The organism is Microbacterium sp. As-52, assembly GCF_049949185.1.
In the GTDB taxonomy this organism is placed as follows: domain Bacteria; phylum Actinomycetota; class Actinomycetes; order Actinomycetales; family Microbacteriaceae; genus Microbacterium; species Microbacterium maritypicum_A.
Window position 1 is genome coordinate 526743 of the sequence record NZ_CP188171.1, and the last position, 24623, is coordinate 551365.

Consider the following 24623-nt stretch of genomic DNA (forward strand, 5'->3'; position numbering starts at 1 on the left):
ACATCCCCTTTCCCGTCCTGATCAACATATTGGAGTCTCCGTTCGTCTGTCCCTTGGTCCTCCGCATCGTTATCTTGTGAAGATTGCGCAGGTGCTCCGCGGGGAACAGCTGGGGTCCCGCGATAGTCGCAAGACCCGGGATCTCGGTGCGGTTCATTCGGCCGTGTCACCCATGCCTATGAATCACGTCACGCCGAAGTGCCAGTGAGGACACGGACGGGAATCCCCACGGGCTTCTTCGAGGGGCATGTCGACGGTGCTGCCGTGGGCGAGCTTGCCCCACTGGGCGCGGCGTTTGTCGCCTTCGGCGGTGGCGCCCTCGATCGTCGCGAACACGAAATGGCGGCGAATCATGTGGCGCAACTGTCCGGCAAAACATGCATGTGCTATTCTGAATGTAGGAGGTGAGAGATGGCGGATACGACAGTGTCGATCATCGCGCTGCTGCGCGATGCACGCGGGTGGAACCAGACGGAGTTGGCGAAGGAGGCCAACATGTCACAGGCCGTTGTCTCACGCCTGGAGACACACAGCCTCGAGCTGACCGAGGACCGAGTCCATGCCCTGGCGGAGGCGCTGCAGTGCCCCCCAGGTCTGCTGCGGGCAGATCCTTCGGTGACCGGTTTGTCGATCAGCTGCCTACACCACCGGCGCCGGTCCAGCACGATGACGGTGCGCACGATGCGCCGCGTGGAAGCCGTCACCCATCTCACCCGCCTGTCACTGGAGGGTCTGCTCACGGGGCTGGACCCGCAACCGCAACGATCCCTGCAGCGCGACCCGATCGCATTGGACGGCAACGCCCGCGCCGTCGCACAGCGGCTGCGGGAACGGTGGGGCCTGGGCGACGGCCCGCTACCCAACATGGTGGAGGTTGTCGAGTCCGCCGGGATCATCGTGGTCCGACGCCCTCTCTCCACCCCAGGGCAGGATGCGGTGTCGACGTGGCCCGAGGACCGGTCGCGGTTCCCGATGATGCTGGTTAGCGATGGTCTGCCCGCCGATCGGCAGCGATTCACGATCGCCCACGAGCTCGGCCACTTGCTTATGCACGACGCGCCCGGGCCGGAGCAAGAGGCGCAGGCCAACACCTTCGCTAGCGAACTACTCGCCCCCGCCGATACCGTCCGCCCCGACCTGGAGGGGTTGCGCACCGGGGACTTCCGGCGCCTCCTGCTACTGAAGGAGAAGTGGGGCATGTCAATCTCGGCACTGATCCGCCGCGCCTTCGACCTCGAGCTGATCACGGACCGGCAGTACCGTGAGTTCAACATGCGGCTTGGCCAGCTCGGCTGGCGCAAGAGCGAGCCTGGCGACGTCGCTGCGGAGAACCCCACCACCGTCACCCGGATCCTGGACATCCACCAGCACGTCCGACACCTGTCCGTCGCCGAAATCGCCGACCTCGCCGGGATGACCGAACCGGCCTTCCGCCGTCATTACCTTGGGGAAAGCCCGCAACCCGAGGCCCTCGTCCCGCTCACGATGGGAGCACCGCTTCATGACTGACCTCGACCTGACCACGCCGTCCACCCGCCGCCATGGGCGCAACACCCGGGCTCTGGCGGGCATCGACAACGCCATTCTGATCCACGCGCCACACACCGATGTGCGGCGCGTGGCCGCTTTTAGCGGCAGCAGCACCCTCAACACCGTCTACACGATCGGCAAAGGCAACATCACCGCCGCCGCGGACCGGCTGCTGACCAAGCACCGTGAGATTGCCGGCGCCCAGTCCCGTGTCCTGTTCGACGCGAACCGGTACTCCGGGAAGAACCGCAAGGCCGCCACCGAGCCACTCGACGCGGACTGGGTCAACTGGCAGCTCGATCACGGCTCACCCCTCGCACTTACCGATAGCGGCTACCTCAGCCTGGAACGCTTCGACGACGTCCACAGCCTGCTCGCCGACGCTGCGCAGCTCGCCGCCCGCGCCGCAGGCCCGGTCATGGCTGTGCTGCCGATTGACTATCTCATCCTCAAGAACCGCGCCAACGACCTGCTCGCCGCGATCACCAGCGCCGGAATCCCAGTCGCCCTCGCCGTCGGCCACACTACCGACCCTTTCGGATCCGCGGCGGCCGTCACCGGGCTGCTCACCGTTCTCACCGCCCCGGTACCGATCGCGCTGCTGCGCTCGGACCTCTCTGCGGTCGGCGCCGTCGCCGGCGGCGCCATCTTCGGTGCTGTCGGGACCGCCAGCTCGCTGCGGCACATCTGGACCTCCACAGGCGGCGGCGGGCGCGGTGGCCGGGTGGTGTCCGTGTACGTGCCGCGGCTGATGTCCTACCACCACCTCGAACGGCTGCCGATGGTGGCGGCCCAGATGCCGGGCGACTACTTCTGGTGCTTTTGTGAGATCTGCCAGGGCGACCCCGTGTTCGACCGCGTCGGAGATCACACAGCGTTCGCGCACAGCATCGGCAGCATCGCAGCCGCCGCACGGGAAGTGCTCGTCGGTTCCCGAGAAGATCGGCTCGCCTCGTTCCGTTCGCGTGCGATGAACGCGCAGATGATGCACATGGACATCGCGGCACAGATGGAAGACACGCACTGGGACGCGCCCAGTTCGCTCAACGCGTGGGTGAAGGCAGCCGTTCTGTACTGAAAGCGATCGGGAGCGCGTTCGACCGCAGCGCCCAGTCGAACAGTCGCTCTTCGTAAACCCGCCGCCACAGCGGGCTCAGCGCAGACCCTGGCATCGGGCCCGGGTCGCCCGGGACATGCACCACGAGACTGTCGCCATCGCTGACGACCAGGGCAGTGCCCTGCGCGTCAAACTCCTGGACCACGAGCGGTGATCGGGCCGGGAACTGGGCAAAAGCGGCAACCGTGCGGCACAGCGAGCGTAGGGGCTTCAGGGACCGGCGGATCGCGGTCGGGCGGCCCACACCGATCATTCCAGCGGCACGCAACGGGGACTCGACGTCGAGATCGATCAGCCGACGGACCGCGTCCGGTGACGTCGCCGGGCCGACCGACGTGTGCAGGCGCTGCGCGAGCGTCCGGCGGTCCCACACCACGACCGGGTGCACGTGCGCCCGGCAGAAAGTTGTCAACGGCAGTCCTGCCCCGCCCGGGAACAGCTGTGCCGTGATCGCCGCGACGGCGGACTTCCGGCCATCCGGTCCCGCCCACGGTGTGTCGAGGTCACGGTGGGGTGGTGCGCTGAGCGTCACGGCCAGGCTCATACGTTCTCCATCCCCTCGACACTAACCCGCCCTGCGGGCAGCAGTTCCACCGCGTCATCATGCCGACGCACGTAGAGCGGATCCCCCGCGGAAGCGCCGAGCGCCGTCACTACCCACGCCGGCGCGATCACCTGCGCCTGCGCGGACATCATCCGGAACACCTCATCCTCCGCCTGTGCCGCGCGCAACACCACTCTTCCTCCGGAGCGTTCGAAGCTCACTCTGCCCGGTATCGCGATCCCTACTGCCGCCAGCAACGCTCGAGGCACCGAGAACTGTCGGCGCCGATCCAATCGGCGCGGTCCATGAACTTCGCTCAGCATAAGATCATCTTACTTCTAAGACAACGGAGTCGAGAAGGGGCCGCGCGCGACATACTCGTGTCCTGAAGGAGGACGCATGACCCGTGAACAAGGAACCGATGAAACTCAGAGAGATCCACGGGAGACAGCCGTGGAACAACCCCGGCGTGGGGGGTAGCTTCTTAGAGTTCACCGGCGAGCAGGCGGCATCGGCGTAACGACTGAACACGCGGAAAGCCGACCACCGGGTGCGATCTCGGCGAGTCAGGCCGGAAGCTGTTTGCAGATGAACTCGCCGTTGCGGTCCCGGAAGACGTACTCGTCTCCCGGCATGTCCTCGTACATCTGACTGATGCTCTCCGGCGGGCCGGCGGCACGGAATCGGACCCGATCAGCATCGGTGTGAACGATATACGCGGAACATTCGCACGCCACTATGAAGGCGTAGAAAGTTCCGTTGAGAGCTTCTTGCAGGAGCGCAGGCGGATAAAAGACATCGTGCTTATGACACAGCGCTCGAACCTTGACCATTCCGTTGTCGATCACACTCTGGGGCAGGTGGGCCGCGTGCCTCCACGGCTGCAGCTGAATCTCCCCGTTCCCGACGCGCAGCATGCCAGCGTCCGCGAGTGAGACGAAGGTCTCCGCCGTGCACACCTGCCCCGCTGGCCAATCCACCTGGGAGCTCGTCGGCCACAGTTGGGGGAACCCATACGTCATAACGGCATCGATGGAGCGTGCCGGGGGCGGGAACCGAACCCCGTGGACTATCAGCGCGCCGAGCACGATCGTCGCCGCGTATGCCTGGGGGACGTGTGGTTCCGCGAGACCAGGGATGCGGACGGTCAGCGGCGTCACGCGAACCGCTGCGAACGCTCCATCCCCCTCGAACCGCCCGGCCCAGAACTGGCTTCCCGGGAGCGGGCTCATCGACTCGCGGTTGTCGTACAGGGCACGGTACTCGGATGGAGCGAGCCCGTACCCCTTGTCCCGTTGCTCCTTGCTGGACAGGAGCATCGCCGTCAGTGCGGTCTTCTGGGCCCACATCGCGATCGTCGCTTGTTCTCCCACATCGATGGTGCCGGGATCGCCGAGAATCAACGGGGTCAGCACGGCTTGTGCTGCGCTTTCGAGTCTGCTCATCCACCCGTTATTGCAGGCGCCGCACACGTCTCTGACCTCCTGCCGGTAGGGCGGCTGGATGCCGAGGTGCCGCGGCAGCGCGTTCAGCGGACCCGCATGATGCTCTAGCGGCGAGAGATCGAGGCCGATCTTGGCGACCCATTTCCCGAAAACGTGTTCACGGGTCAGTGGGGCGTCAGAACCACAGAAGACGCATCTATTCGGCACTCGGACATTGTCCCGCAATCGCCCGCCGATCCTCGCCGCGGGCAACGCCGCCAGCCACCACCGGCACGCCAACTCCGACCGCCTAGTGCTGTTGCGCTCTCAGTCGCTCACGATGAACTTCGCGCGCGCCAGTAACTCATCGAACGTGATGACCTCAACGTCGTTGTTCGCCTTACGGAACAGCTCGAACGACTCCATCTGTTCTCCGTTGATGCCATGCTCGTTGCGAAACTGGTCGAGACTTCCGACCAGAAGCACCTGCCTCGCCCGCGTCGTGGAGAAGTCCAGACCCATCGGTGACCCGTCTGGAGCTGTTCGAGACTCGATCTGGTTTATGAACTGGCGATACGCCTTACGCACCGTCTTCTGAAGCTGCGCGACACCACCGACGAGCTCTTCAGAAGCCACATACACATCAGGCTTGCGGTAGGGCTGTGTTCGCAAAAGCGGCGTGTCGTGGCGTTTGATCTCACAGAAGAGCAACGTGCTGATCACGGCCCGCGAACGCATCACTGCATCGCTTCTCTTACCGCCGCCGGACCAGAGATTGGCGCCCGTGGTGATCTGCTCGAGCCGACCAGAATCCAGCGAGTCGTGACCGACGAGACTCAGCCCATAGCCAAAAATCCATGTCGCATCTTCGAAGAAGGATTGCCATAGCGCCTCGGGACTCTTGCCCGTGCGGTCTCGCTGCTCCGAGAAGAACGCCGGGTCACGCAGAAGCCTCTCGAAGTGCTCGATCTTGCTCTTGCGGTGGTTGATCAGATTGATTTCCTTCTCACTGAGGGACGACCCCATCAAGGCCGAAATCAAGGGAACAAGCTCATCCCGCTTGCGGCCGTCGAGCAAACTCATGATCTCGGCGTCGGTCGCCGATGCCATGTGGAATGCTCCGACACCCGCGTCGACCTCCTTCACACTCAGCACGAAGCTCATGAGCTTCATGAAGTTCTCATGCCCACCGGCGGTATCCACCGACGCCTTCACCGCAACGCTGGTCGTCTCGAGTTCCTCCGTAGTGGGAGCAGACGCCTTCGCCTTGTTCACCTTCAACAGTCGAACCCGTGGGGAGAACTTTCCATCCTTCGCGACTAGCTTCACCTCGCACAGGAGCGCTACTTGCGGGGACTCGTCCAGCAAGAATTGCTTGATGAGCGCGCGCCGAGACGAGTCGTAGAAGTACGAAAAGTGCTCGTTCGCCTCCCGAATCTCGAGCTTGCCGAAGTCACCCGTCGACACATCGAACCACTCGGCCCGATGCGAAAGATCCAGCATCCTCTCCCAGTCCACTCGCGGACTCATCTTTCCCCCATTTCGTGCGCAAGCAGCTTTGGATTGCGCCCCAAGGCAAATGGTAGGGCGTCCATGCGACAACAGAGCTAACTCGAATAGTCGACATCTGAATACGCAACTCCACCAGTATCAGCGATCGCCACATGCAGACGGGACCCGTCCGGCAGCGAAGCATCCACGAACGGCTGGCTGATGTCGACCCGCCGACCGGTCGACTGCAGCATGCGCTCGACGACGTCGCGCACGGTCCCTTCGTCGAGACGAAGGGTCGTCCGCTCGGCCGTTCCCTCTCGCGCGACGTGCACGTGTCCCGTTCCGTTGAGCCAGATCTCCTCGATCTCCGGATCGTCGAGCAGCGGTTGCAGCGCACCGAATCCGCTGAGCGACGCCATGACCTCTCTCACACACGCCGCTTCATCGTCGATCAGGGCCTCGCCGCGGGCGAGGGCGAGATCGTCGTGACGCCGGACCTCGGCGTGGGTGATCCGCCACGCCGCGTCCGGATCGACGGACGGATCGATGCCCTCTGCACGCAGACGCGACCGCACGCGCTCGGCGACAAGGGCGGACGGATGACTCACCCCGGCATCCTCGCAACAATCCGAGGCCTGCCTCGGAAGTTATCCACAGGCCTTCCCCGCGCCCGACCGTCGGACGGCGCGGACTACGGGCTGATCCCCAGACACGCGGAATCGGTGATCAGTAGACTGATTCCACCGCGCGGGAGTGGTGGAATTGGCAGACACGCAGGATTTAGGTTCCTGTGCCCCAGGGCGTGTGGGTTCAAGTCCCACCTTCCGCACGAGAGACGACGACGGCCTTCTCCGGTCGTCACGACATCGCTCTGTTCTACCGCCGACCATTCACGACCGACGGGACTCCCCCAGTGCTCGAAACCATGCTGCACGCACCGACCGCTCTCATCCCCTGGCTCGATCCTGCGACGATCATCGGGACCGCCGGGCCGTGGGCACTGCTCGTGGTGTGCTTCATCATCTTCGCCGAGACCGGTCTGCTCGTCGGATTCCTACTTCCCGGTGACACCCTCCTGGTGATCGCCGGCCTGCTCTCGCACCCGATCGCGGGCTCCGAGCACGGCGTCTTCGGCATCAGCGTCTGGTGGGTCGCCCTCCTGATCGGCCTCGCGGCGTTCGTCGGCGGTGAAGTCGGATACGTCATCGGCCACAAGGGCGGACCGGCGGTCTTCGAGCGCAAGGAATCGGGCCTCTTCAGCAAGAAGAACGTCGAACGCACGAACGCGTTCTTCGAGCGCTTCGGCGGCATCACCGTGATCCTCGCGCGCTTCGTGCCGATCGTGCGGACCTTCGCCCCGGTCGCCGCCGGCGTCGGCCACATGCCGTGGCGCAAGTACACGCTCTACAACCTGATCGGTGCGGTCCTCTGGGGCTTCGGGCTCACGATGTTCGGCTACCTCATCGGGTTCATCCCGCCGGTCGCCGAGTTCGTGGAGAGCTACATCGACCTCATCCTGCTCGCGGCCGTCGGCGGCACCGCACTCGTCACGCTGTGGCACTACCTGTCCGAGCGCCACAAGGCGAAGAAGGCCGAGGCGGCCGGCGAAGACGTGGTCACCGATGCCGAGGAAGCGCAGGAACTCGTGCTCGACGCCGACGTGTTCGACCGCGCCCCTGACCTGGACGGCGACGGCAAGCACTGATCGATCATCGGGTGCCGTTTCCTCGGCACCCGATGATCACCCCGCGTTCTTCGCGCGCTCTTCCTTCGAGCGCGCCACGCTCGCGCGCAGCGCCTCCATGAGGTCGATGACCTCGCCGCCCTCGGCCGCTTTCTCTGCTTCCCCGAAGGTCTCGGCCACGTCGAACGTGTCGCCCGCCTCGATCTTCGCGTCGATGAGGGTACGGAGCTCCTTCTGGTACTCGTCGACGAATGCCTCGGGGTCGAAGTCCGCCGAGTAGCTGTCGACGAGCGAGGCCGAGAGCTCCAGCTCCTTCTTCGAGATCCGCACGTCCTCGTCCAGCGAGGGGAACGCGGCTTCGCGCACCTCATCGGCCCAGAGCAGGGTCTGCAGCACGAGGACCTTCCCCCGCACCCGGAGCGCGGCGAGCCGTGTCTTCTGCCGCAGGGTGAAGCGCACGATCGCCGTGCGGTCCGTCTGTTCGAGCGTCTTCCGCAGCAGCACATACGCCTTGGGCGACTTCGAATCGGGTTCGAGGTAGTACGGCTTGTCGAGGGTGAGCAGGTCGACCTGCTCGGAGGGCACGAACTCGACGACGTCGATCTCCCGGCTCTTCTCCGCGGGGAGGGCGGCGAGGTCGTCCTTCGTCAGCACGACGGTCTGGCCTTCGTCGACGTAGGCGCGGTCGATGTCGGCGTACGCCACGGTCTCTCCGCAGACTTCGCAGGTGCGCTGATAGCGGATGCGCCCGCCGTCCTTCTCGTGCACCTGATGCAGCGGCACGTCGTGGTCCTCGGTCGCGGAGTACACCTTGACCGGCACATTCACGAGCCCGAACGTCAGTGCGCCCTTCCAGATCGTCCTCATCACACCAGTAGACACCAGTCACAGCCGTCACGACCAGCCCCTTGACGGCGCCAGCCCCTTGACGGCGCCAGCCCCTTGACGGCGCCAGCCCCTTGACGGCGCCAGCCCCTTGACGGCGCTACCCCTGGCGGCGCTACCCCTGGCGACGCTACCCCTGGCGATGCTGCGCCTTGACTACGCTGGCCCCATGGTCGCAGACGCGCAGATCGTGCAGGTCGACGGTCGTCGTCTGCGGGTGACGAACCTCGACAAAGTCGTCTACCCCTCCACCGGCACCACCAAGGGCGAGGTCATCGCCTACTACACGGCCATCGCTCCACTCCTGCTCCCCCTCCTCGCCGGGCGCCCCGTCACGCGCAAACGCTGGGTCGAGGGCGTCGGGACCGCGGATGCCCCGGCCGACGCCTTCTTCACGAAACAGCTCGAACCGGGCGCACCCTCGTGGATTCCTCGACAGGCGATCCAGCACTCGGACGGTCCGAAGGAATACCCCCTCGTCCAGGACATCCCGACTCTCGTGTGGCTTGCGCAGGTCGCCGCCATCGAGCTGCATGTGCCGCAGTGGCGCTTCTCCTCCGCGGGCCTTCCCGGCAACCCCGATCGGCTCGTCCTCGATCTCGATCCCGGCCCCGGCGTGGGGCTGGCGCAGTGTGCCGAGGTCGCTCGCATCGCGCGCGTCATCCTGTCCGGCATGGGGCTCGACCCTCTGCCGGTGACCAGCGGAAGCAAGGGCATCCACCTCTACGCGTCATTGCCCGGCGAGCAGACGAGCGACGAGGTCTCCGCCGTCGTCAAGGAGCTCGCACGGATGATCGAGAGCGATCACCCGGACCTCGCGACCAGCGTCATGGCGAAGGCGGTCCGAGGGGGAAAGGTGTTCCTCGACTGGAGCCAGAACAACGGCAAGAAGACCACCATCTCGCCCTACTCCCTCCGCGGACGTGCACAGCCCTGGGTGGCGGCCCCTCGCACGTGGGAGGAACTCGACGCCCCGGAACTCGCGCAGCTCGACCTCGACGAGGTGCTCGCGCGAGCCGCCGCGGGAATCGACCCGCTCGCGATGCTCCGCCCGCCGGCGACGACTCCGCTCCCGCAACCCGCGAAGACCCATCACTCCCATCGATATCCCCGAAGCTCTCCCGCCCCTGGCGCCGCTGTCGCCCCTCCGGCCACGGCGTCGATGGCGCCGATGCTCGCGGAGAACGGCACCCCCGGAGTGGCACGTGCACTGAGCGACCCTTCGTGGGTCGAGGTGAAGTGGGACGGCATCCGTGCGATGGGCACCTGGGCAGACGGGCGCATGCTGCTGCACGCGCGCCGCGGCACGGACATCACGGCCCGGTATCCCGAACTCACCGCTGACGGCGCCCCCTTCCTCCCCGTGGCGGATGCCGTCGTCGACGGCGAGATCGTCGCGTTCGACTCCCACGGCCGGCCGAGCTTCTCCCTCCTCCAGAACCGGATGCACCTCACCCGGCCACGCGAGATCGAACGCGAAGTGGTCCGCACCCCCGTCGTCTACATGCTGTTCGACCTGCTGCGTCTCGACGGACACGACCTCACCGGTATGACTCTGCGCGAACGCAGGACCCTGCTCGAGGAGCTGATCGACGATCTCGACGCCCCCGTGCAGATCCCTCCCGTGTTCGACGACGTGGACGCGGCACTCGCCGCGAGCAGGGAGTTCGGACTCGAGGGCGTCGTCGTCAAGGATCCTCAGTCGCGATACCGGCCAGGGCAGCGCTCCCCCTCGTGGCTGAAGCTGAAGCACACGCGGATGCAGGAGGCGGTGATCGTCGGTATCCGGCCAGGGAAGGGCGACAGGGAGAGCACGCTCGGATCTCTGCTGCTCGCCGTGCCCGATCCGGACCGAGGAACGGGCGGTCTCCGCTACGTCGGACGTGTGGGGACCGGATTCACCGACCGAATACTGCGCGACCTGCTCGCACGACTCGATCCGCTGCGCGTGGACGCTGCCCCACTCGACGGCGTCCCCGCGCCCGATGCCTCCGACGCCCTGTGGGTGCGTCCGGAAGTCGTGGGCGAGGTCGAGTTCGCGAACTGGACGCCCGACGGAGTGCTCCGCCATGCCCGTTGGCGGGGGCTCCGCCCGGACAAGAGCCCGCACGAGATCGCCGTCGAAAGCTGAGGTCAGGACCGGATCGCTCAGGCGTGTCGCGGTTCGCAGTCCGCCTGTTCCGCAGGCTCGATCTGGAAGGTCGAGTGCGCCACGTCGAAGTGGTCGGCGAGGCATGCCTGCATCTCGGTCAACAGCTGCGACGAGCGTCCGTCGGCGAACAGCTCCGGGTCGATGCTGACGTGGGCCGTGAACACCGGGGCCCCGCGGGTCAGCTGCCAGACATGGACGTCGTGCACCCCGACGACACCGTCGTACCCGAGCAGGTGGGTACGGATCTCGCTCACCGCCGTGCCCTTCGGCGCGGACTCGGCGAGAACCGAGAACACCTCCCGCAGCAGCGCGATGGCCCGGGGGATGATCATCGCCGCGATGAACAGCGAGGCGATGGCGTCGGCCGGCATCCATCCGGTGATGAGGATGACCGCGGCTGCCACGATGACCGCCACGGAACCGATCAGATCTCCCATCACCTCGAGGTACGCACCGCGCACGTTGATGCTGGTGCGCTGCGCACGACTCAACAGCCACATCGACACCGCGTTCGCGAGGAGCCCGACCACGGCGACGACCAGCATCAGCCCGCCGGCGACCTCGACCTCCCCCGGATTGATGAGTCGCCCGATCCCCTCGATCGCGACCCAGGTCGCGAGGGCGATCAGGATCACCGCGTTGATCAGCGCGCCGAACACCTCGGCGCGCTGATACCCGAAAGTGCGCCGGTCGTCGGCCGGACGTGCGGCGACGGTGGCGGCGATGAGGGCGATCACGAGACCGGACGCATCTGTGAACATGTGCGCCGCATCGGCGAGTAGCGCCAGAGAGCCGGAGAGCAGTGCGCCGACGACCTGCACGAGCATCACCGTCGCAGTGAGGGACAGCGAGATCGCGAGCAGGCGTCTGCTGCTCGCGGAACGGATGCCACCGGGGGCGGGTGCGTGATCGTGCATGCCCCCAGGCTAGACCGGGATCGAGGGCCGGAAGGCGGGTTCCGGCTAGTCGGGAAGGGTAACGATTCTCAGCTTCAGCAGCGATTTCTCGCGGCCGCCGTGCTCAGAGCGCGGCAAGCAGCGGAGCCAGTTCCGCGAAGGCGCGCGCTCGGTGCGACTGCGCCTGCTTCTCATCGGAGGAGAACTCACCCACCGACCGCTCCTCCCCTGCCGGCTGGCCGTCAGGGATGAAGATCGGGTCGTACCCGAAGCCGCCGGCGCCCGACGCCGTATGCGCCAGGCGACCCGGCCAGCGTCCTTCCACGACCTGCTCCCGGCCGTCCGGCAGCACGAGGGCGATCGTCGAGGTGAAGTGCGCGGAGCGGTGGGGGTCGGCGATGTCGTGCAGCTGGTCGAGCAGCAGCTCGAGATTCGCCGTCGCGTCCTTCTTCTGCCCCGCCCAGTAGGCGGAGAACACCCCCGGTGACCCGCCGAGCACGTCGACGCAGATGCCGGAGTCATCAGCGAGCGCAGCGAGTCCTGTGTGAGCGGCGGCCGCTCGCGCCTTGATGAGCGCATTCTCGGCGAACGTCACGCCGTCTTCCACCGGCTCCGGACCGTCGTAGCCGACGATCTCGAGGTCGGGGCGTGTCTGCTCCACGATCTGTTGGAACTCCGCGACCTTGTGCGGATTGTGCGTCGCGAGAACGACTCGCATCGTCATTCCCCCTTCAACGCGGCGATCTGCGTGCCCTTCAGATCGGCGCATCCGGCCAGACCGAGCTCGAGCAGCGCATCCAGTTCCCGCTTGTCGAACGGTGCGCCCTCGGCTGTTCCCTGCACCTCGACGAAGAGCCCACGGCCGGTGACCACGACGTTCATGTCGGTCTCGGCGCGCACGTCCTCGACATATGCCAGGTCGAGCATGGGCTCGCCGTCGATGATCCCGACCGACACCGCCGCGACCGAGTCGAGCAGCGGCGTGGAGTTCTTGCCGATGAACTTCTTCTCCCGGCCCCATTCGATCGCGTCGGCGAGCGCCACGTACGCGCCGGTGATGGCCGCCGTGCGCGTGCCGCCATCGGCCTGCAGCACGTCGCAGTCGATGACGATCGTGTTCTCGCCGAGCGCCTTCGTGTCGACGACGGCCCGCAGCGCGCGCCCGATCAGTCGCGAGATCTCGTGGGTGCGACCGCCGATGCGGCCCTTGACGCTCTCTCGGTCGTTCCGGCTGTTCGTGGCGCGCGGGAGCATGGAGTACTCGGCCGTGACCCAGCCCTTGCCCTTGCCGGTCAGCCAGCGCGGGACGCCGTTGGTGAAGGAGGCGGTGCACAGCACCTTGGTGCCGCCGAAGCTGATCAATGCCGATCCCTCGGCGTGCGCGCTCCAACCGCGCTCGATCGTGATCTCACGAAGCTGATCGGTGGAGCGGCCGTCGACGCGGACGATTTCGGACATGTGCTTCTTTCAGGTCGGGATGGCGGAACGAATCGGAGCGACTCGATCCGGGTTACTCGAAAGCGATCTCGGGGAGGGTGATCACGCCGGTCTGGACCAGTTGCACGTCCCGGACCTCGCGGCCCATCAGGCGGTTGGCCAGCGCGGTGAAGTCGTCGGTCGAGGCGCCGGTGGCCTCGTACACGTAGCTGGCGGTGGCATCCGGCGACGCGAGCAGATCACCCCGGACGAGCTGGCGGTAGACGTCGCCTGCCGTCTCATCGTCGCTGGAGACGAGGGTGACGCCCTCTCCCATGACGTAGCTGATCGCGCCCCGAAGGAACGGATAGTGCGTGCAGCCGAGCACGAGTGTGTCGACCTCGGCGTCTCGAAGGGGCGCGAGATACTCCTCGGCGACCGCGAGCACCTCCGGGGTACCCGTGATCCCGGCCTCGACGAATTCGACGAAGCGCGGGCAGGCGGCGGTGAACACCTGCAGCCTCTCGTTGACCTCGAGCATGTCCTGGTAGGCGCGCGAACCGATGGTGCCGACAGTGCCGATCACACCGACTCGTCCGTTGCGCGTGGTGGAGACCGCGCGGCGCACCGCGGGGCCGATCACCTCGACCACCGGAACGTCGTAGCGCTCGCGAGCGTCGCGGAGCATGGCGGCGGAAGCGGTGTTGCACGCGATCACCAGCATCTTGACGCCCTGCTCGACCAAGGTGTCGAGCACTTCGAGGGAGTAGCGGCGCACGTCCGCGATGGGCTTCGGACCATACGGCGAGTGCGCGGTGTCGCCGATGTAGACGAACGACTCCCGGGGCAGCTGGGCGCGGATGGCTCGCGCCACCGTGAGCCCGCCGACACCGGAGTCGAAGATCCCGATCGGCGCGTCGTTCATGACTCCCCAGCCTACCCGCGCGGAACCCGCCGCGTGCATCGGCGCTCTCACTAAACTGAGCGCATGACCACGTCGACGGCGCTGCTCACCGACCGCTATGAGCTGACGATGCTCGCCGCTTCCCTGCGTGATGGGACGGCGTTCCGCCCCAGCGTCTTCGAGTTGTTCTCCCGACGGTTGTCCGGCGGCCGCCGTTTCGGTGTCGTCGCGGGCACCGGCCGCCTTTTGGGCCTCTTGCGCGACTTCCGCTTCGGCGACGACGAACTGCGGTTCCTCAGAGACGAGAACGTCGTGGATGCCGCGTCCATCGCTCACCTCGAGAACTATCGGTTCACCGGATCCATCCGCGGCTACCGCGAAGGCGAGCTGTACTTCCCGGGCTCTCCGATCCTCACAGTCGAGGGCACGTTCGCCGATGCGGTGGTGCTCGAGACTCTCGCGCTGAGCGTGCTCAACCACGACTCCGCCGTCGCCACCGCCGCATCGCGCATGAGCATCGCCGCCGGCGAACGTCCGCTGGCCGAGATGGGCTCCCGCCGGGCCGCCGAGCGCTCGGCCGTCGCCGCAGCCCGAGCCGCATACATCGCCGGTTTCGGGGCGACCAGCAATCTCGAGGCCGGACGAAGCTGGGGCATCCCCACGATGGGCACCGCCGCGCACTCCTGGACGCTGCTGCACGACACAGAGGAGGAAGCCTTCCGCTCCCAGGTCGCGAGCATGGGCACCGGAACGACGCTGCTCGTCGACACGTACGACATCCGCACGGGTGTCGAGACGGCGATCCGCGTCGCCGGCACGGAGCTCGGCGGCGTCCGGATCGATTCCGGTGACCTCCCGATCGTCGCGGGCGATGTCCGCGCGCAGCTCGACGAACTCGGTGCGACGTCGACACGCATCACCGTGACCAGCGACCTCGACGAGTATGCGATCGCCGCCCTCGCCGCCTCGCCCGTCGACGCCTACGGGGTCGGAACCTCGGTCGTCACCGGGTCCGGGTATCCGACCGCCAGCATGGTCTACAAGCTGGTGGCGCGCCAAAATGCCGAGGGGTCCTGGATCGGCGTCGCGAAGGCGTCCGCCGACAAGGCATCGCATGGCGGACGCAAAGCGGCGTTCCGCACACTGGTCGACGGCGTCGCCACCGCAGAGACGATCGTCGTGTCGGACGGCTTCGAAGATCTCGACACTGCGGCCGAGCACCCCGAGGGCCGCCCGCTGCAGGTGACGTTCGTCGAGGCAGGCGAGATCGACTCCTCGTACGAGGGAGTCGACGGCACGGCAGCGGCACGCGCTCATCATCTGCGTGTTCGCGAAGAGCTCCCGGTACGTGCGCTCGCGCTCAGCAAGTCCGACCCGGCGATTCCCACCGTGTATCTCGAAGCCGACTGAGGTCAGCCGATCATCGACTCGTAGATCTCCTTGCATGTGGGGCAGATCGGGAACTTCTCCGGGTCACGGCCCGGGGTCCACTTCTTGCCGCACAGCGCGCGCACCGGCTTGCCGGTGATCGCGGACTCGAGGATCTTGTCCTTCTTCACGTAATGCGAGAAGCGCTCATGGTCACCCGGTTCGAGATTCTCCTCGCGGAGGAGCTCTTCCAGTTCGCGATCAAGCGTTGCCACGCCGCCCTGATCGGGGCTGTCCAGCGGAGTACTCATCCCGTGAGTCTAGCGGCGTCGAACGCCCAGCGGGCGGTCCTCACGCGGTCTCGACGAACTCCATCAGGCGCTCTCCACTGCGCTCGAAGATGCGACCGCCGACGACGGCTCCGGCTGCCGCGGTCACGAGACCGACGAGAAGCCCGACCCAGAAGGTCGCCGGAGCGTACGCCGAACCGTCGAGAATCGTCGCTGCGAACAACCAGATGGTCGGCACGCTCAGCACGATGGCGCCGAGCAACGCCGCTGCAGGACCGTACGCCCCGCGAGAGGTCGGTCGCTGCGGCTGCTGGAACGGACTGTCACCAGGCCGCGAGACCGCATACGGAGCCACGACCGAGACGATGCTCGAGACGCCGAGCGCGCAGAACAGCAGACTGGCCGCCAAGCCGCCCAACGGCAGCAGCAGACTCCAGTCCCCGATCAGCGCGAGTGAGAGCGGAACCGCGATGGCGAGAACGGGGATGGCGACGAGCAGCACAGGAACGAGACGCCCGAGACGATCAGGAAGCCCCCGGACGCCACTCGCGACGTGGGTCCACAATGCCGTCGAGTCGTAGGCGACGTCGTTGTGCGGCAGCCACCCGAAGAACAGCGCCATCACCGGCACGGGCACGAGCGCGGCGATCTCCAACGGGACTCCGGCCACGACGAGCGGGAGCATCGAGAGCACGCCGGCCACGGGGACGACGATGATGTTCATGATGTAGCGACGGTCACGAAGCCAATACACGAGGCTTCGCGCCGCGATCGCACCGAAGGCGTTCGACGGCAGCAGCCCGAACCACCCGAGTCCGGTGCGCTCGCGCAAGGCGACCGGACGCTCGGTCGTGGTCAGCAGACGCCGGACGAGCCACGTCCACACCATCCAGAGGAGAGCGAAGGTGAGCACCACGATGACACCGCTGATCCACGCGGAAGCGGTCGCACCGGCCGCGGAATCGAAGAGGAAGGCGGGGGCAGCAGCGAACGGGCTGTAGCCGAACACGCTCGACAGGGTCGCCAGAGACGGGGGCACGAGACCGTCCCAACGAAGCGATCCGAAGAAGACCGCGACAGGGAAGGCGACCACGATCAGCGCGAGTGCGAACAGCGCCGTGAGCTCGCGGGAGCGGCGCTCGGGAAGGAGCAGTGCATTGAGGGCCATACCGATCCGCGAGACCAGCATCGTTGTCAGGACACCGGCGATCGTCACCAGCACAGCCAGAGGCCAGGGCGTGCCTGCTCCGATCGCGACGATGCAGACACTGATGTAGACGGCGAGAAGTGCCATGCTCGGCACGCTGACGAAGGCGGCCAGTGCGAGCACCCAGGGCATCTGGCGATCATCGACGCCGAAGACCGCGAAGCGTCTCGGGTCGAGCTGATCGACGGCCCCGACGAGGATCGGGCCGACGAGGAATCCGATGAGAAGGGCCGCGCCACCGAGCACCGTGACCGCGCGGGCCACCGGTACAGAGGCTGCGGCAAGGCTGAACACGGCGACGCACACCGCGGCGGTGACCGCGACCACCGCGACGAACGAGACGATCGATCGAACCCGACGGTCGCCGCGCAGGGAACCGAGAAGAAGCGCGAGTCTCAGTCGGAGAACGTGTGCAGCCACTCGAGCCCCTCCACCTCTCCGCTGGTGCCGGCGAGTTCCACGAAGCGCGCTTCGAGCGTCTGACCCGCGCGCACCTCGTCGATCGTCCCCTCGGCGAGCACTTCTCCGCCGACGATGATCGCGACGCGCGAACACACGCGTTCGACGAGATCCATGCCGTGGCTGGAGAGGATCACCGTGCCGCCGTGCGACACATAGGCGCGGAGGATGTCCAGGATGACCGCCGACGAGACGGGGTCCACCGACTCGAACGGCTCATCGAGGACCAGCACGCGCGGCGAATGGATCATGGCCCCTGCGAGCATGATCTTCTTCGTCATGCCGGCCGAGTAGTCCGAGACCACGCGGCCGAGGGCATCGCCCAGATCGAAGGCACGAGCGAGGTCGGCCGCGCGCTTCTCGATCACATCCGCGGCGAGGCCGCGCAGCAACCCGTAGTAGTAGAGCAGTTGCCGACCGGTGAGGCGGTCGAACGTGCGCAACCGATCGGGGAGCACACCCATCAGCCTCTTCGCCGCGAGCGGCTTCTTGGCCTGGTCGACACCGCAGATGACGACGCTGCCCGCGTCGGCGCGGAGAAGCCCGGCGACGATCGAGAGCGTCGTGGTCTTGCCGGCACCGTTGGGCCCGACGATTCCGTAGAACGACCCCGCGGGCACGGTCAGGTCGATGCCGTCGACTGCACGGTTGTCGCCGAACTGCTTCACGAGCCCGCGGATGCTGATCGCCTCGCCGGCGGAGAAGACCTCATCGGGCTTCACGGCGTCGGAAGCTGCGTCGTCGGAGTCCCCGATCGCCTGGATGACCTCGATCGACTCCGCCTCGGACGGATCGCCGGCGGCCGTTTCGGTCTCGAGAAGTTCCGCACTGACAGATTCCTCGACAGGCTCCGCGGCGAGAGGCGACTCCGAGGCGGGCACGGGCGCAGGCTCGGCGGCGGGCGCAGGCTCCGCGACAGACCCGGTCGGCGCCGCAGCGGATGCGGCCGGAGGAACGGTCTCGACGACCGGTTCGGTCTCGAGCACGGGAGAGGCCGCAAGAGGAGCGGCCGCGACGGACGGAGCTTCGGGTGCGGTCACCGCCGTCTCCGTGGCCGCCTTCGCCTCCTCTGCGGCCTTCTTCGCCGCCGCCTTCTTCGCGGCCGCCATCTTGGCGGCCGTGGCCTTCGCGGCCGTGGTCTTCGCGGCAGCCGAGCGCGCCGTGGTCTTCGCCGCGGCCGCTTTGGATGCAGCGGCCTTCGCCGCCGTCGTCTTGGCTGCCGTCGTCTTCGCAGCTGTCGTCTTGGCAGCCGCTGTCTTCGCAGCCGTCGTCTTCGCAGCCGCTGTCTTCGCAGCCGTCGTCTTCGCAGCCGTCGTCTTCGCAGCCGTCGTCTTCGCAGCCGTCGTCCTCGCAGCCGTCGTCTTGGCCGCGGTGGTCTTCGCAGCCGTGGCCTTCGCGTCGGCATTGCGCGCCGCGGCGGTGCTCCGGGCGGAGCTCGCGGTCGACGAGAGGTTCGCCGTCGAGCCGTTGACGGCCTTAACGAGCGGCTCGACCACGACATCCGCACTGGGAGCCGCTTTCTCGGCAGCAGCCTGCGTCCCGGACGTCGCTGCCGACGACTTCCCAGCCGACGACTTCGACACCGCGGCACTGCCGGCCTTCGAACCCGCGGAGGTGCTCGCGCTCGCAGGCTTCTTCACCGCGGGTTTCTTCGCGGCGGGCGTCTTCACGGCGGGCTTCTTCACCGCGGGCGGTCGCGCCGACTTCTCGGCGGCGGATGCCGCGTCCGGACTCTGCTTCTTCGCCGGCGCGCGCTTCGCCGACGTCTTCTCTTGCGCGGTCTCGGTTTGGTCCACCTGGGCGGTGCGGTCGTCAGGGGAGGCAGTCACCGTCCTACGGTATCAACGGGTGCCTGTACGCCAAGGCCGCCGCGCAATAAACTGCCCTCGAATCGCGCATTTCCGCCGCGATCGCACGGGAGACGGAACCCTGTGCATCCGGTGTGTAGTCGGTCACGAAATGACAACAGGGGCCTCCCGGCCCTGAGCTTCCCAGGCGGAATCGATACCATGAACGCGGCACGACGAAGTGTCTGGTCGGTTAATCGACCGTGAACACAACTTCCTTTAGGAGCACTCGTGACTCTTCAGACCGTCATCCTCGCCGCCGGAATGGGCTCGCGCCTCGGCCGCGCGCTGCCGAAGCCGCTCACCGAACTGAGCGACGGCCGCACGATCATGGGCCAGCAGCACGACAACATCCGCGCCGCATTCGGTTCGGACGCCCGCATCACCACCGTCGTCGGCTACCGCGCCGAGACCATCATCGACGCGTTCCCGCAGGTCAACTACGTCCACAACGAGCGTTATGACGAGACCAACACCTCGAAGAGCCTCCTGCGCGCCCTGGGCGCGACCGGTCGCGGCGGAGTTCTCTGGATGAACGGCGATGTCGTCTTCGACCCGATGATCCTCGGCCGCGCACTCGAGTACATCGAGCGCGACCAGTCGTTCGTCACGGTGAACACCTCCAAGGTCAGCGACGAAGAGGTGAAGTACACGGTCACGGCCGAGGGCTTCATCAACGAGCTGTCCAAGACCGTCAAGGGCGGACTCGGCGAGGCCGTGGGAATCAACTACATCTCCTCCGCGCACAAGAAGGCGTTCATGCGTCAGCTGCAGCGCGTCGAGGACCAGGACTACTTCGAGCGCGGGCTCGAACTCGCGATCGCCGAGGACGGCCTGCTGCTCGAGCCGATGGACGTGTCCGACCTGTACGCGGTCGAGGTCGATTTCGCGGAAGACCTGGAGCGTGCGAACCTCTTCGTCTGATCGCTCTACTCGAAAGCCCGGCCTCGCAGAGGGGCCGGGCTTTCGGCGTTTTCGCGGGCGGGCTCCATAGGATCGCACCATGGCCCCCAAGGTGCACAAGATCCATTCGCTCCCGGACGACGCTCCGTGGGACAAGGGCGTGCCCCCTGCCGGATCGGCGGAGCACCCGATGATGGTGCGCGGCCTCGACCGGGTGCTGTCGATCCAGCGCCCGCTCGTCCTGGCGCACATCCGGAGCATCCGCCTGCGCAATCCGCAGGCATCGCCTGCGGAGATCATCCGCATCCTGGAGCGTCGCTACCTCGCAGCCGTGACGACGGGCGGAGCGGCGGTCGGCGCGACGGCGGTCGTCCCCGGGATCGGCACCGGCATCACGCTCGCGCTCTCCGGCGTGGAAACGGTCGGCTTCGTGGAGTCCACCGCTCTTTTCGCGCAGTCGGTCGCCGAGGTGCACGGGATCGCGGTCGCGAACCCGGATCGTGCCAGAGCGCTGGTGATGACGCTGATGCTCGGCAAAGAGGGCGTCGACCTCGTCGGACAGCTCGCCGGTCAGGTGGCCGGGCGTGGAGGAAGCAGATCGTCGTACTGGGGCGAGCTCGTCACGAAGTCGCTCCCCCGCGCCGCGGTCGGCCCCCTCGTCGATCAGCTCAAGAGCATGTTCGTGAAGCAGTTCGCGGCGAAGGGCGGCGCTTCGGTCATCGGCAAGGCACTCCCGTTCGGCATCGGCGCTGCGATCGGAGGCGCGGGGAACAACATCCTCGGCCGTCGCGTGCTGACGACGTCCCACAAGGCCTTCGGTGCCGCCCCGATGGACCTTCCCCTCGAGTTGGAACCCGTGCCCGGCGCCGAGAAGCTGGAGCTGCGGATGCTGCGAGGTGCCCGCTACGCGGGCAACGCGGTCGCGGGAGCGGCCGGCACGACCGTGCGCGGGGTGGAGTGGGCGGGACGCAAGGCCCGCTCGATCGGCCGCCGCCCCAAGACCGACCCGGAGCTCGAGTCCGGTGAACCCGAGGGCTGAGCGCACTTCGCCAAAGGATCGGGCGACCCGTTGTGGCGAGCATCCAACAGCCGGAGGCGAGCCGACGATAAGGTGGAATCCGTGACGGACAAGCCCGACCTCTTTACCACCGCCGGCAAGATCGCGGATCTGCGCGCTCGCTATACAGAAGCCGTCGTCGACGCGGAAGCGAAGGCGAAGGAGAAGCAGCACGCGAAGGGCAAGATGACCGCCCGCGAGCGCATCGAACTGCTCGTCGATCCCGGGAGCTTCGTCGAGTTCGACGAGTATGTGCGCCACCGCACCACGGCCTTCGGCATGGATCGTTCGCGACCGTACGGCGACTCGGTCGTCACCGGCGTCGGCACGATCAACGGCCGCACGGTCGCGGTGTACTCGCAGGACTTCTCCACCTTCGGCGGCTCGCTCGGCGAAGTCGCCGGCGAGAAGATCATCAAGATCATGGAGTTCGCCCTCGCCGGCGGGATGCCCTGCATCGGGATCCTCGACTCGGGGGGCGCACGCATCCAGGAAGGCGTCGTCGCCCTCGGCAAGTACGGCGAGATCTTCCGCCTGAACACCCGCGCGTCCGGAGTGATCCCGCAGATCTCCATCATCATGGGGCCGGCTGCGGGCGGCGCGGTGTACTCCCCCGCCCTCACCGACTTCGTGATCATGGTCGACAAGACCAGCCAGATGTTCGTGACCGGCCCCGACGTGATCAAGACGGTCACCGGCGAGGACGTCGGAATGGAAGAGCTCGGCGGCGCCTACACGCACAACACCCGATCGGGCGTCGCGCACTATCTCGCCGAAGACGAGGACGACGCGATCGACTACGCCCGCACGCTCCTCAGCTTCCTGCCGGACAACAACATGGCGGAGCTTCCCACATACGAGAGCAACTTCGAGTTCGAGACGACCGACGCCGACCGCGCGCTGAACACGCTCGTCCCCGACTCGACCAACCAGCCGTACGACATCCACACCGTCATCGAGCACGTGGTCGACGAAGGCGACTTCCTCGAGGTCCAGCCGCTCTTCGCGCCCAACATCGTGATCGGCTTCGGACGCATCGAGGGCCGGTCGGTCGGCATCATCGCCAACCAGCCTTCGCAGATGGCCGGCACGCTAAACATCGAAGCCGGCGAGAAGGCGAGCCGCTTCGTACGCTTCTGCGATGCCTTCTCGATCTCGATCGTCACGCTCGTCGATGTCCCCGGCTACCTCCCCGGCACCGATCAGGAGTGGACCGGCGTCATCCGCCGCGGTGCGAAACTGCTCTATGCATACGCCGAGGCGACCGTGCCGCTGGTCACCGTCATCCTGCGCAAGGCCTACGGCGGTGCCTACATCGTGATGGGCTCGAAGCAGCTCGGCGCCGACGTGAACCTCGCATGGCCGACGGCCGAGATCGCGGTGATGGGCGGCCAGGGCGCGGTCAACATCCTGTATCGGGGCGAGATCAAGAAGGCGGAGGAGGCCGGCGAGGACGTCGCGGCCGTCCGCACCCGACTCGCGAACGAGTACACCTACAACGTGGCCTCCCCGTTCCTCGCGGCAGAGCGCGGCGAGCTCGACGGGATCATCGAGCCGGCCAACACCCGCGTCTCGATTGCGAAGGCGCTGCGCGCGCTGCGTGGCAAGCGTGCCGAGCTGCCCCCGAAGAAGCACGGGAACATCCCGCTGTGACCGGGCATGACACGCAGGACCACGGTGCTTCGAGTTCGGAGGCGCCGATGCTCGACATCATGCGCGGGACGGCTACGGAAGAAGAACTCGCCGCCCTCATCGCCGTGATCAGCGAGGCCTACGCGACCGAGGCGGCGGATGCCGTCGCCGAGGAGCCGTCTGTATCGGCGTGGACGCGGACACAGCGTCCGCTCCGCCGTCCGCTGCGGCGCGACATCCCGTGGGGACGTTTCGCGGGCTGACAGCTGCGGAGCATCATGCGTCGCCTCCGGTGACGTAAGAGTGCGTCTGCGTGATCCGAGAACCCTCCGCTTCACGAATCACGCAGACGATCGTCGCAGGACCCCCAGAGCCCCGCTCGGCGACGTTCCCCGCTGCCGCCTCACCCTTCCCGTGAAGGGTCGGGCGTCCACCCCGGCTCAGACCGGAATCGCTTTCTCGACGTGCGACGGTGCCGAGCGCACGGGGAGACGGTGGATTCCCCTGGTCTGATCGTTGGGGGAACGCCAAATACTACATCGAATAGACTTATAGTCGCAAACCCGCGACCTCGACCGCTGCCGGACGGCGTAGGGTCCGGAGATCAGCTCTCGAGCAACAGGTCGGAGGCGCGAGGGCTGAGAACGGAATCGAGCACGACGCACGCGGCCCCCACGGCACCGACGTCGTCCCCGACGACGGTGCCATCGACGGGGAGAGTGCGCACCGCGCGGGTCGCACTCGCGTGATCGAGCCTGCCGGGAACCTCTCGGAGGTACACATCGGCGAGCCGTGACCAGAAAGGGCCTCCGAACACGACCCGATCCACATCGAGCATGTTCGTCAGAGCCGCCGTCAGCACCGCGATGTGTGCCGCTGCCTGTCGCAGAACCTCGACCGCCGCGGCATTCCCGTCCGCTGCGTACTCGCACAGTCGGCTGAATCTCGCATCGACTGCCGCAGCATCGGACGCCTGGTGGGCGTCGTCGAACACTCCCGCGCGCTCAGCCCGTTCGACGATCGCCTGCGGGGTGCAGACGACCTCCACGCACCCTCGGGACCCGCACCAGCATGAGGGCCCGTCGGGGTCGACGATGATGTGCCCGACCTCGCCGATGTTGCGTGTGCTCCCGCGGACCGCCTCGCCGTCTCTCGCCAGGGCGGCGCCGATGCCGATCCCCAGGTAGACGAACACGAAGGAGTCGTCGGCCGACTCGCGTCGTGTCCACAGCTCTCCGACCGCGGCCGACGTCGTGTCCTTCTCGAGCACCACCGGCATCGCCGTCATCTCCGCCAGCACCGCGCGCAGCGGCACACGATGCCACCCGGCGAGCTTCGGCGGGTCGATGACCGTGCCCTTCTCGGCGTCGAGCGGACCGGGAGCCGCGACTCCCACCCCTGCGATCCGCGAACGATCCACACCGGACTCCGCGATCAGGGCATCGATCGTCTCCGCCATGGCCTCCACGATCCGGAGCGGATCATCGGCCGGCGTGCGCACACTCCGGCGTCTGACGATGGCGCCGGACAGGTCGAGCAGCACGAACGTCATCAGGGCGGGATCGAGGTGCACGCCGACCGCGAAGCGGCTGTCGGCGACGAGCCGCAGGGTCACGCGCGGCTTGCCCGGTCCATTGATCGTGCGGCCGGCCTCTCGGATGAAGCCGTCATCGAGCAGTCGCCGAGTGATGTTGGTGACGGTCTGCGCCGACAGCCGGGTCGCGGTCGACAGCTCGATCCTGCTCAACCCCTCGCCTGATTGGCGGATCGCCTCCAGGATCACGGACTGGTTGAAGTCGCCCATACGCGGAAGA

24 protein-coding genes and 1 tRNA gene are annotated in these 24623 nt (G+C 66.9%); 10 read left to right on the forward strand and 15 right to left on the reverse strand.

Annotation, left to right across the window (positions count from 1 at the left end; all coding sequences use genetic code 11):
• Positions 1-183: 183 nt before the first annotated feature.
• Positions 184-354 (reverse strand): hypothetical protein, encoded by a 171-nt coding sequence (locus tag ACLFA2_RS02570; RefSeq protein WP_426621985.1) that lies wholly within the window; start codon positions 352-354, stop codon positions 184-186.
• Between the two features lie 57 nt (positions 355-411).
• Here ACLFA2_RS02570 and ACLFA2_RS02575 point away from each other — a divergent pair, with 57 nt between their 5' ends.
• Positions 412-1509 (forward strand): helix-turn-helix domain-containing protein, encoded by a 1098-nt coding sequence (locus tag ACLFA2_RS02575; RefSeq protein ID WP_426621986.1) that lies wholly within the window; start codon positions 412-414, stop codon positions 1507-1509.
• A complete protein-coding gene (locus tag ACLFA2_RS02580) occupies positions 1502-2608 on the forward strand; it encodes a hypothetical protein (RefSeq protein ID WP_426621987.1) in 1107 nt (368 codons plus the stop codon). Before ACLFA2_RS02575 ends, ACLFA2_RS02580 begins: the two co-directional genes overlap by 8 nt.
• Here the strand turns inward: ACLFA2_RS02580 and ACLFA2_RS02585 are convergent.
• The 5 genes from ACLFA2_RS02585 to ACLFA2_RS02605 all read right to left on the reverse strand — a co-directional run bounded on the left by ACLFA2_RS02585 (position 2574) and on the right by ACLFA2_RS02605 (position 6717).
• Positions 2574-3191, reverse strand: a complete 618-nt coding sequence (locus ACLFA2_RS02585; protein WP_426621988.1) for a hypothetical protein — start codon at positions 3189-3191, stop codon at positions 2574-2576. The two genes, ACLFA2_RS02580 and ACLFA2_RS02585, sit on opposite strands and share 35 nt — an antisense overlap.
• A complete protein-coding gene (locus ACLFA2_RS02590; RefSeq protein ID WP_426621989.1) occupies positions 3188-3412 on the reverse strand; it encodes a hypothetical protein in 225 nt (74 codons plus the stop codon). Before ACLFA2_RS02590 ends, ACLFA2_RS02585 begins: the two co-directional genes overlap by 4 nt.
• 345 nt (positions 3413-3757) lie before the next feature.
• Positions 3758-4843 (reverse strand): hypothetical protein, encoded by a 1086-nt coding sequence (locus ACLFA2_RS02595; protein ID WP_426621990.1) that lies wholly within the window; start codon positions 4841-4843, stop codon positions 3758-3760.
• A gap of 99 nt (positions 4844-4942) precedes the next feature.
• Positions 4943-6133 carry a Shedu immune nuclease family protein gene (locus ACLFA2_RS02600; protein ID WP_426621991.1) on the reverse strand — a complete coding sequence of 397 codons (1191 nt, stop codon included), beginning with the start codon at positions 6131-6133 and terminating at the stop codon, positions 4943-4945.
• A gap of 89 nt (positions 6134-6222) precedes the next feature.
• Complete coding sequence (locus ACLFA2_RS02605) at positions 6223-6717, reverse strand: hypothetical protein (RefSeq protein WP_426621992.1); 495 nt, start codon at positions 6715-6717, stop codon at positions 6223-6225.
• A 139-nt stretch (positions 6718-6856) separates the two neighbouring features.
• On the opposite strand from ACLFA2_RS02605, the gene ACLFA2_RS02610 reads away from it, so the two are divergent.
• Both ACLFA2_RS02610 and ACLFA2_RS02615 read left to right on the forward strand, forming a co-directional pair.
• Positions 6857-6938, forward strand: a tRNA-Leu gene (locus tag ACLFA2_RS02610).
• Positions 6939-7034: 96 nt separating this feature from the next.
• Positions 7035-7814 (forward strand): DedA family protein, encoded by a 780-nt coding sequence (locus ACLFA2_RS02615; RefSeq protein ID WP_021199667.1) that lies wholly within the window; start codon positions 7035-7037, stop codon positions 7812-7814.
• A gap of 36 nt (positions 7815-7850) precedes the next feature.
• On the opposite strand, the gene ACLFA2_RS02620 is transcribed toward ACLFA2_RS02615, so the two are convergent.
• Positions 7851-8660 (reverse strand): Ku protein, encoded by an 810-nt coding sequence (locus ACLFA2_RS02620; RefSeq protein ID WP_029265674.1) that lies wholly within the window; start codon positions 8658-8660, stop codon positions 7851-7853.
• Positions 8661-8847: 187 nt separating this feature from the next.
• Here ACLFA2_RS02620 and ligD point away from each other — a divergent pair, with 187 nt between their 5' ends.
• The gene (gene ligD, locus ACLFA2_RS02625) at positions 8848-10809 is read left to right on the forward strand and encodes a non-homologous end-joining DNA ligase (protein WP_426621993.1); all 1962 of its coding nucleotides are present in this window, start codon (positions 8848-8850) and stop codon (positions 10807-10809) included.
• A gap of 17 nt (positions 10810-10826) precedes the next feature.
• Here ligD and ACLFA2_RS02630 read toward each other — a convergent pair whose 3' ends face one another.
• The 4 genes from ACLFA2_RS02630 to murI all read right to left on the reverse strand — a co-directional run bounded on the left by ACLFA2_RS02630 (position 10827) and on the right by murI (position 14067).
• The gene (locus ACLFA2_RS02630; RefSeq protein ID WP_021199670.1) at positions 10827-11747 is read right to left on the reverse strand and encodes a cation diffusion facilitator family transporter; all 921 of its coding nucleotides are present in this window, start codon (positions 11745-11747) and stop codon (positions 10827-10829) included.
• Between the two features lie 103 nt (positions 11748-11850).
• Positions 11851-12450, reverse strand: coding sequence for an RdgB/HAM1 family non-canonical purine NTP pyrophosphatase (gene rdgB, locus ACLFA2_RS02635; RefSeq protein ID WP_315070287.1), 600 nt, complete (start codon positions 12448-12450; stop codon positions 11851-11853).
• Complete coding sequence (gene rph, locus ACLFA2_RS02640; protein WP_167253438.1) at positions 12447-13184, reverse strand: ribonuclease PH; 738 nt, start codon at positions 13182-13184, stop codon at positions 12447-12449. The genes rdgB and rph overlap by 4 nt, the downstream gene beginning before the upstream one ends.
• 52 nt (positions 13185-13236) lie before the next feature.
• Complete coding sequence (gene murI, locus ACLFA2_RS02645) at positions 13237-14067, reverse strand: glutamate racemase (protein ID WP_021199673.1); 831 nt, start codon at positions 14065-14067, stop codon at positions 13237-13239.
• A 63-nt stretch (positions 14068-14130) separates the two neighbouring features.
• Between murI and ACLFA2_RS02650 the strand changes: the two genes are divergently transcribed.
• A complete protein-coding gene (locus ACLFA2_RS02650; protein ID WP_426621994.1) occupies positions 14131-15456 on the forward strand; it encodes a nicotinate phosphoribosyltransferase in 1326 nt (441 codons plus the stop codon).
• A 2-nt stretch (positions 15457-15458) separates the two neighbouring features.
• On the opposite strand, the gene ACLFA2_RS02655 is transcribed toward ACLFA2_RS02650, so the two are convergent.
• Genes ACLFA2_RS02655 through ACLFA2_RS02665 form a run of 3 tightly spaced genes read right to left on the reverse strand, consistent with a single transcriptional unit; the run spans position 15459 to position 19199 of the window.
• On the reverse strand, positions 15459-15725 hold the full coding sequence (locus ACLFA2_RS02655; RefSeq protein WP_026049764.1) for a DUF3039 domain-containing protein: 267 nt from the start codon (positions 15723-15725) through the stop codon (positions 15459-15461).
• Positions 15726-15765: 40 nt separating this feature from the next.
• On the reverse strand, positions 15766-17331 hold the full coding sequence (locus ACLFA2_RS02660) for a hypothetical protein (protein ID WP_426621995.1): 1566 nt from the start codon (positions 17329-17331) through the stop codon (positions 15766-15768).
• Positions 17307-19199 (reverse strand): ATP-binding cassette domain-containing protein, encoded by a 1893-nt coding sequence (locus ACLFA2_RS02665; protein WP_426621996.1) that lies wholly within the window; start codon positions 19197-19199, stop codon positions 17307-17309. The genes ACLFA2_RS02660 and ACLFA2_RS02665 overlap by 25 nt, the downstream gene beginning before the upstream one ends.
• A 249-nt stretch (positions 19200-19448) precedes the next feature.
• On the opposite strand from ACLFA2_RS02665, the gene ACLFA2_RS02670 reads away from it, so the two are divergent.
• From ACLFA2_RS02670 to ACLFA2_RS02685, 4 genes are all read left to right on the forward strand, one after another.
• Positions 19449-20141, forward strand: a complete 693-nt coding sequence (locus ACLFA2_RS02670; RefSeq protein ID WP_017828502.1) for an NTP transferase domain-containing protein — start codon at positions 19449-19451, stop codon at positions 20139-20141.
• Between the two features lie 79 nt (positions 20142-20220).
• Positions 20221-21159, forward strand: coding sequence for a hypothetical protein (locus ACLFA2_RS02675; protein ID WP_401125256.1), 939 nt, complete (start codon positions 20221-20223; stop codon positions 21157-21159).
• Positions 21160-21240: 81 nt separating this feature from the next.
• Positions 21241-22830, forward strand: coding sequence for an acyl-CoA carboxylase subunit beta (locus tag ACLFA2_RS02680; RefSeq protein WP_373695513.1), 1590 nt, complete (start codon positions 21241-21243; stop codon positions 22828-22830).
• A 47-nt stretch (positions 22831-22877) separates the two neighbouring features.
• Complete coding sequence (locus tag ACLFA2_RS02685; RefSeq protein WP_036331215.1) at positions 22878-23072, forward strand: acyl-CoA carboxylase subunit epsilon; 195 nt, start codon at positions 22878-22880, stop codon at positions 23070-23072.
• Positions 23073-23413: 341 nt separating this feature from the next.
• On the opposite strand, the gene ACLFA2_RS02690 is transcribed toward ACLFA2_RS02685, so the two are convergent.
• Positions 23414-24613, reverse strand: a complete 1200-nt coding sequence (locus tag ACLFA2_RS02690) for an ROK family transcriptional regulator (RefSeq protein ID WP_021199681.1) — start codon at positions 24611-24613, stop codon at positions 23414-23416.
• Between the last annotated feature and the right edge of the window lie 10 nt (positions 24614-24623).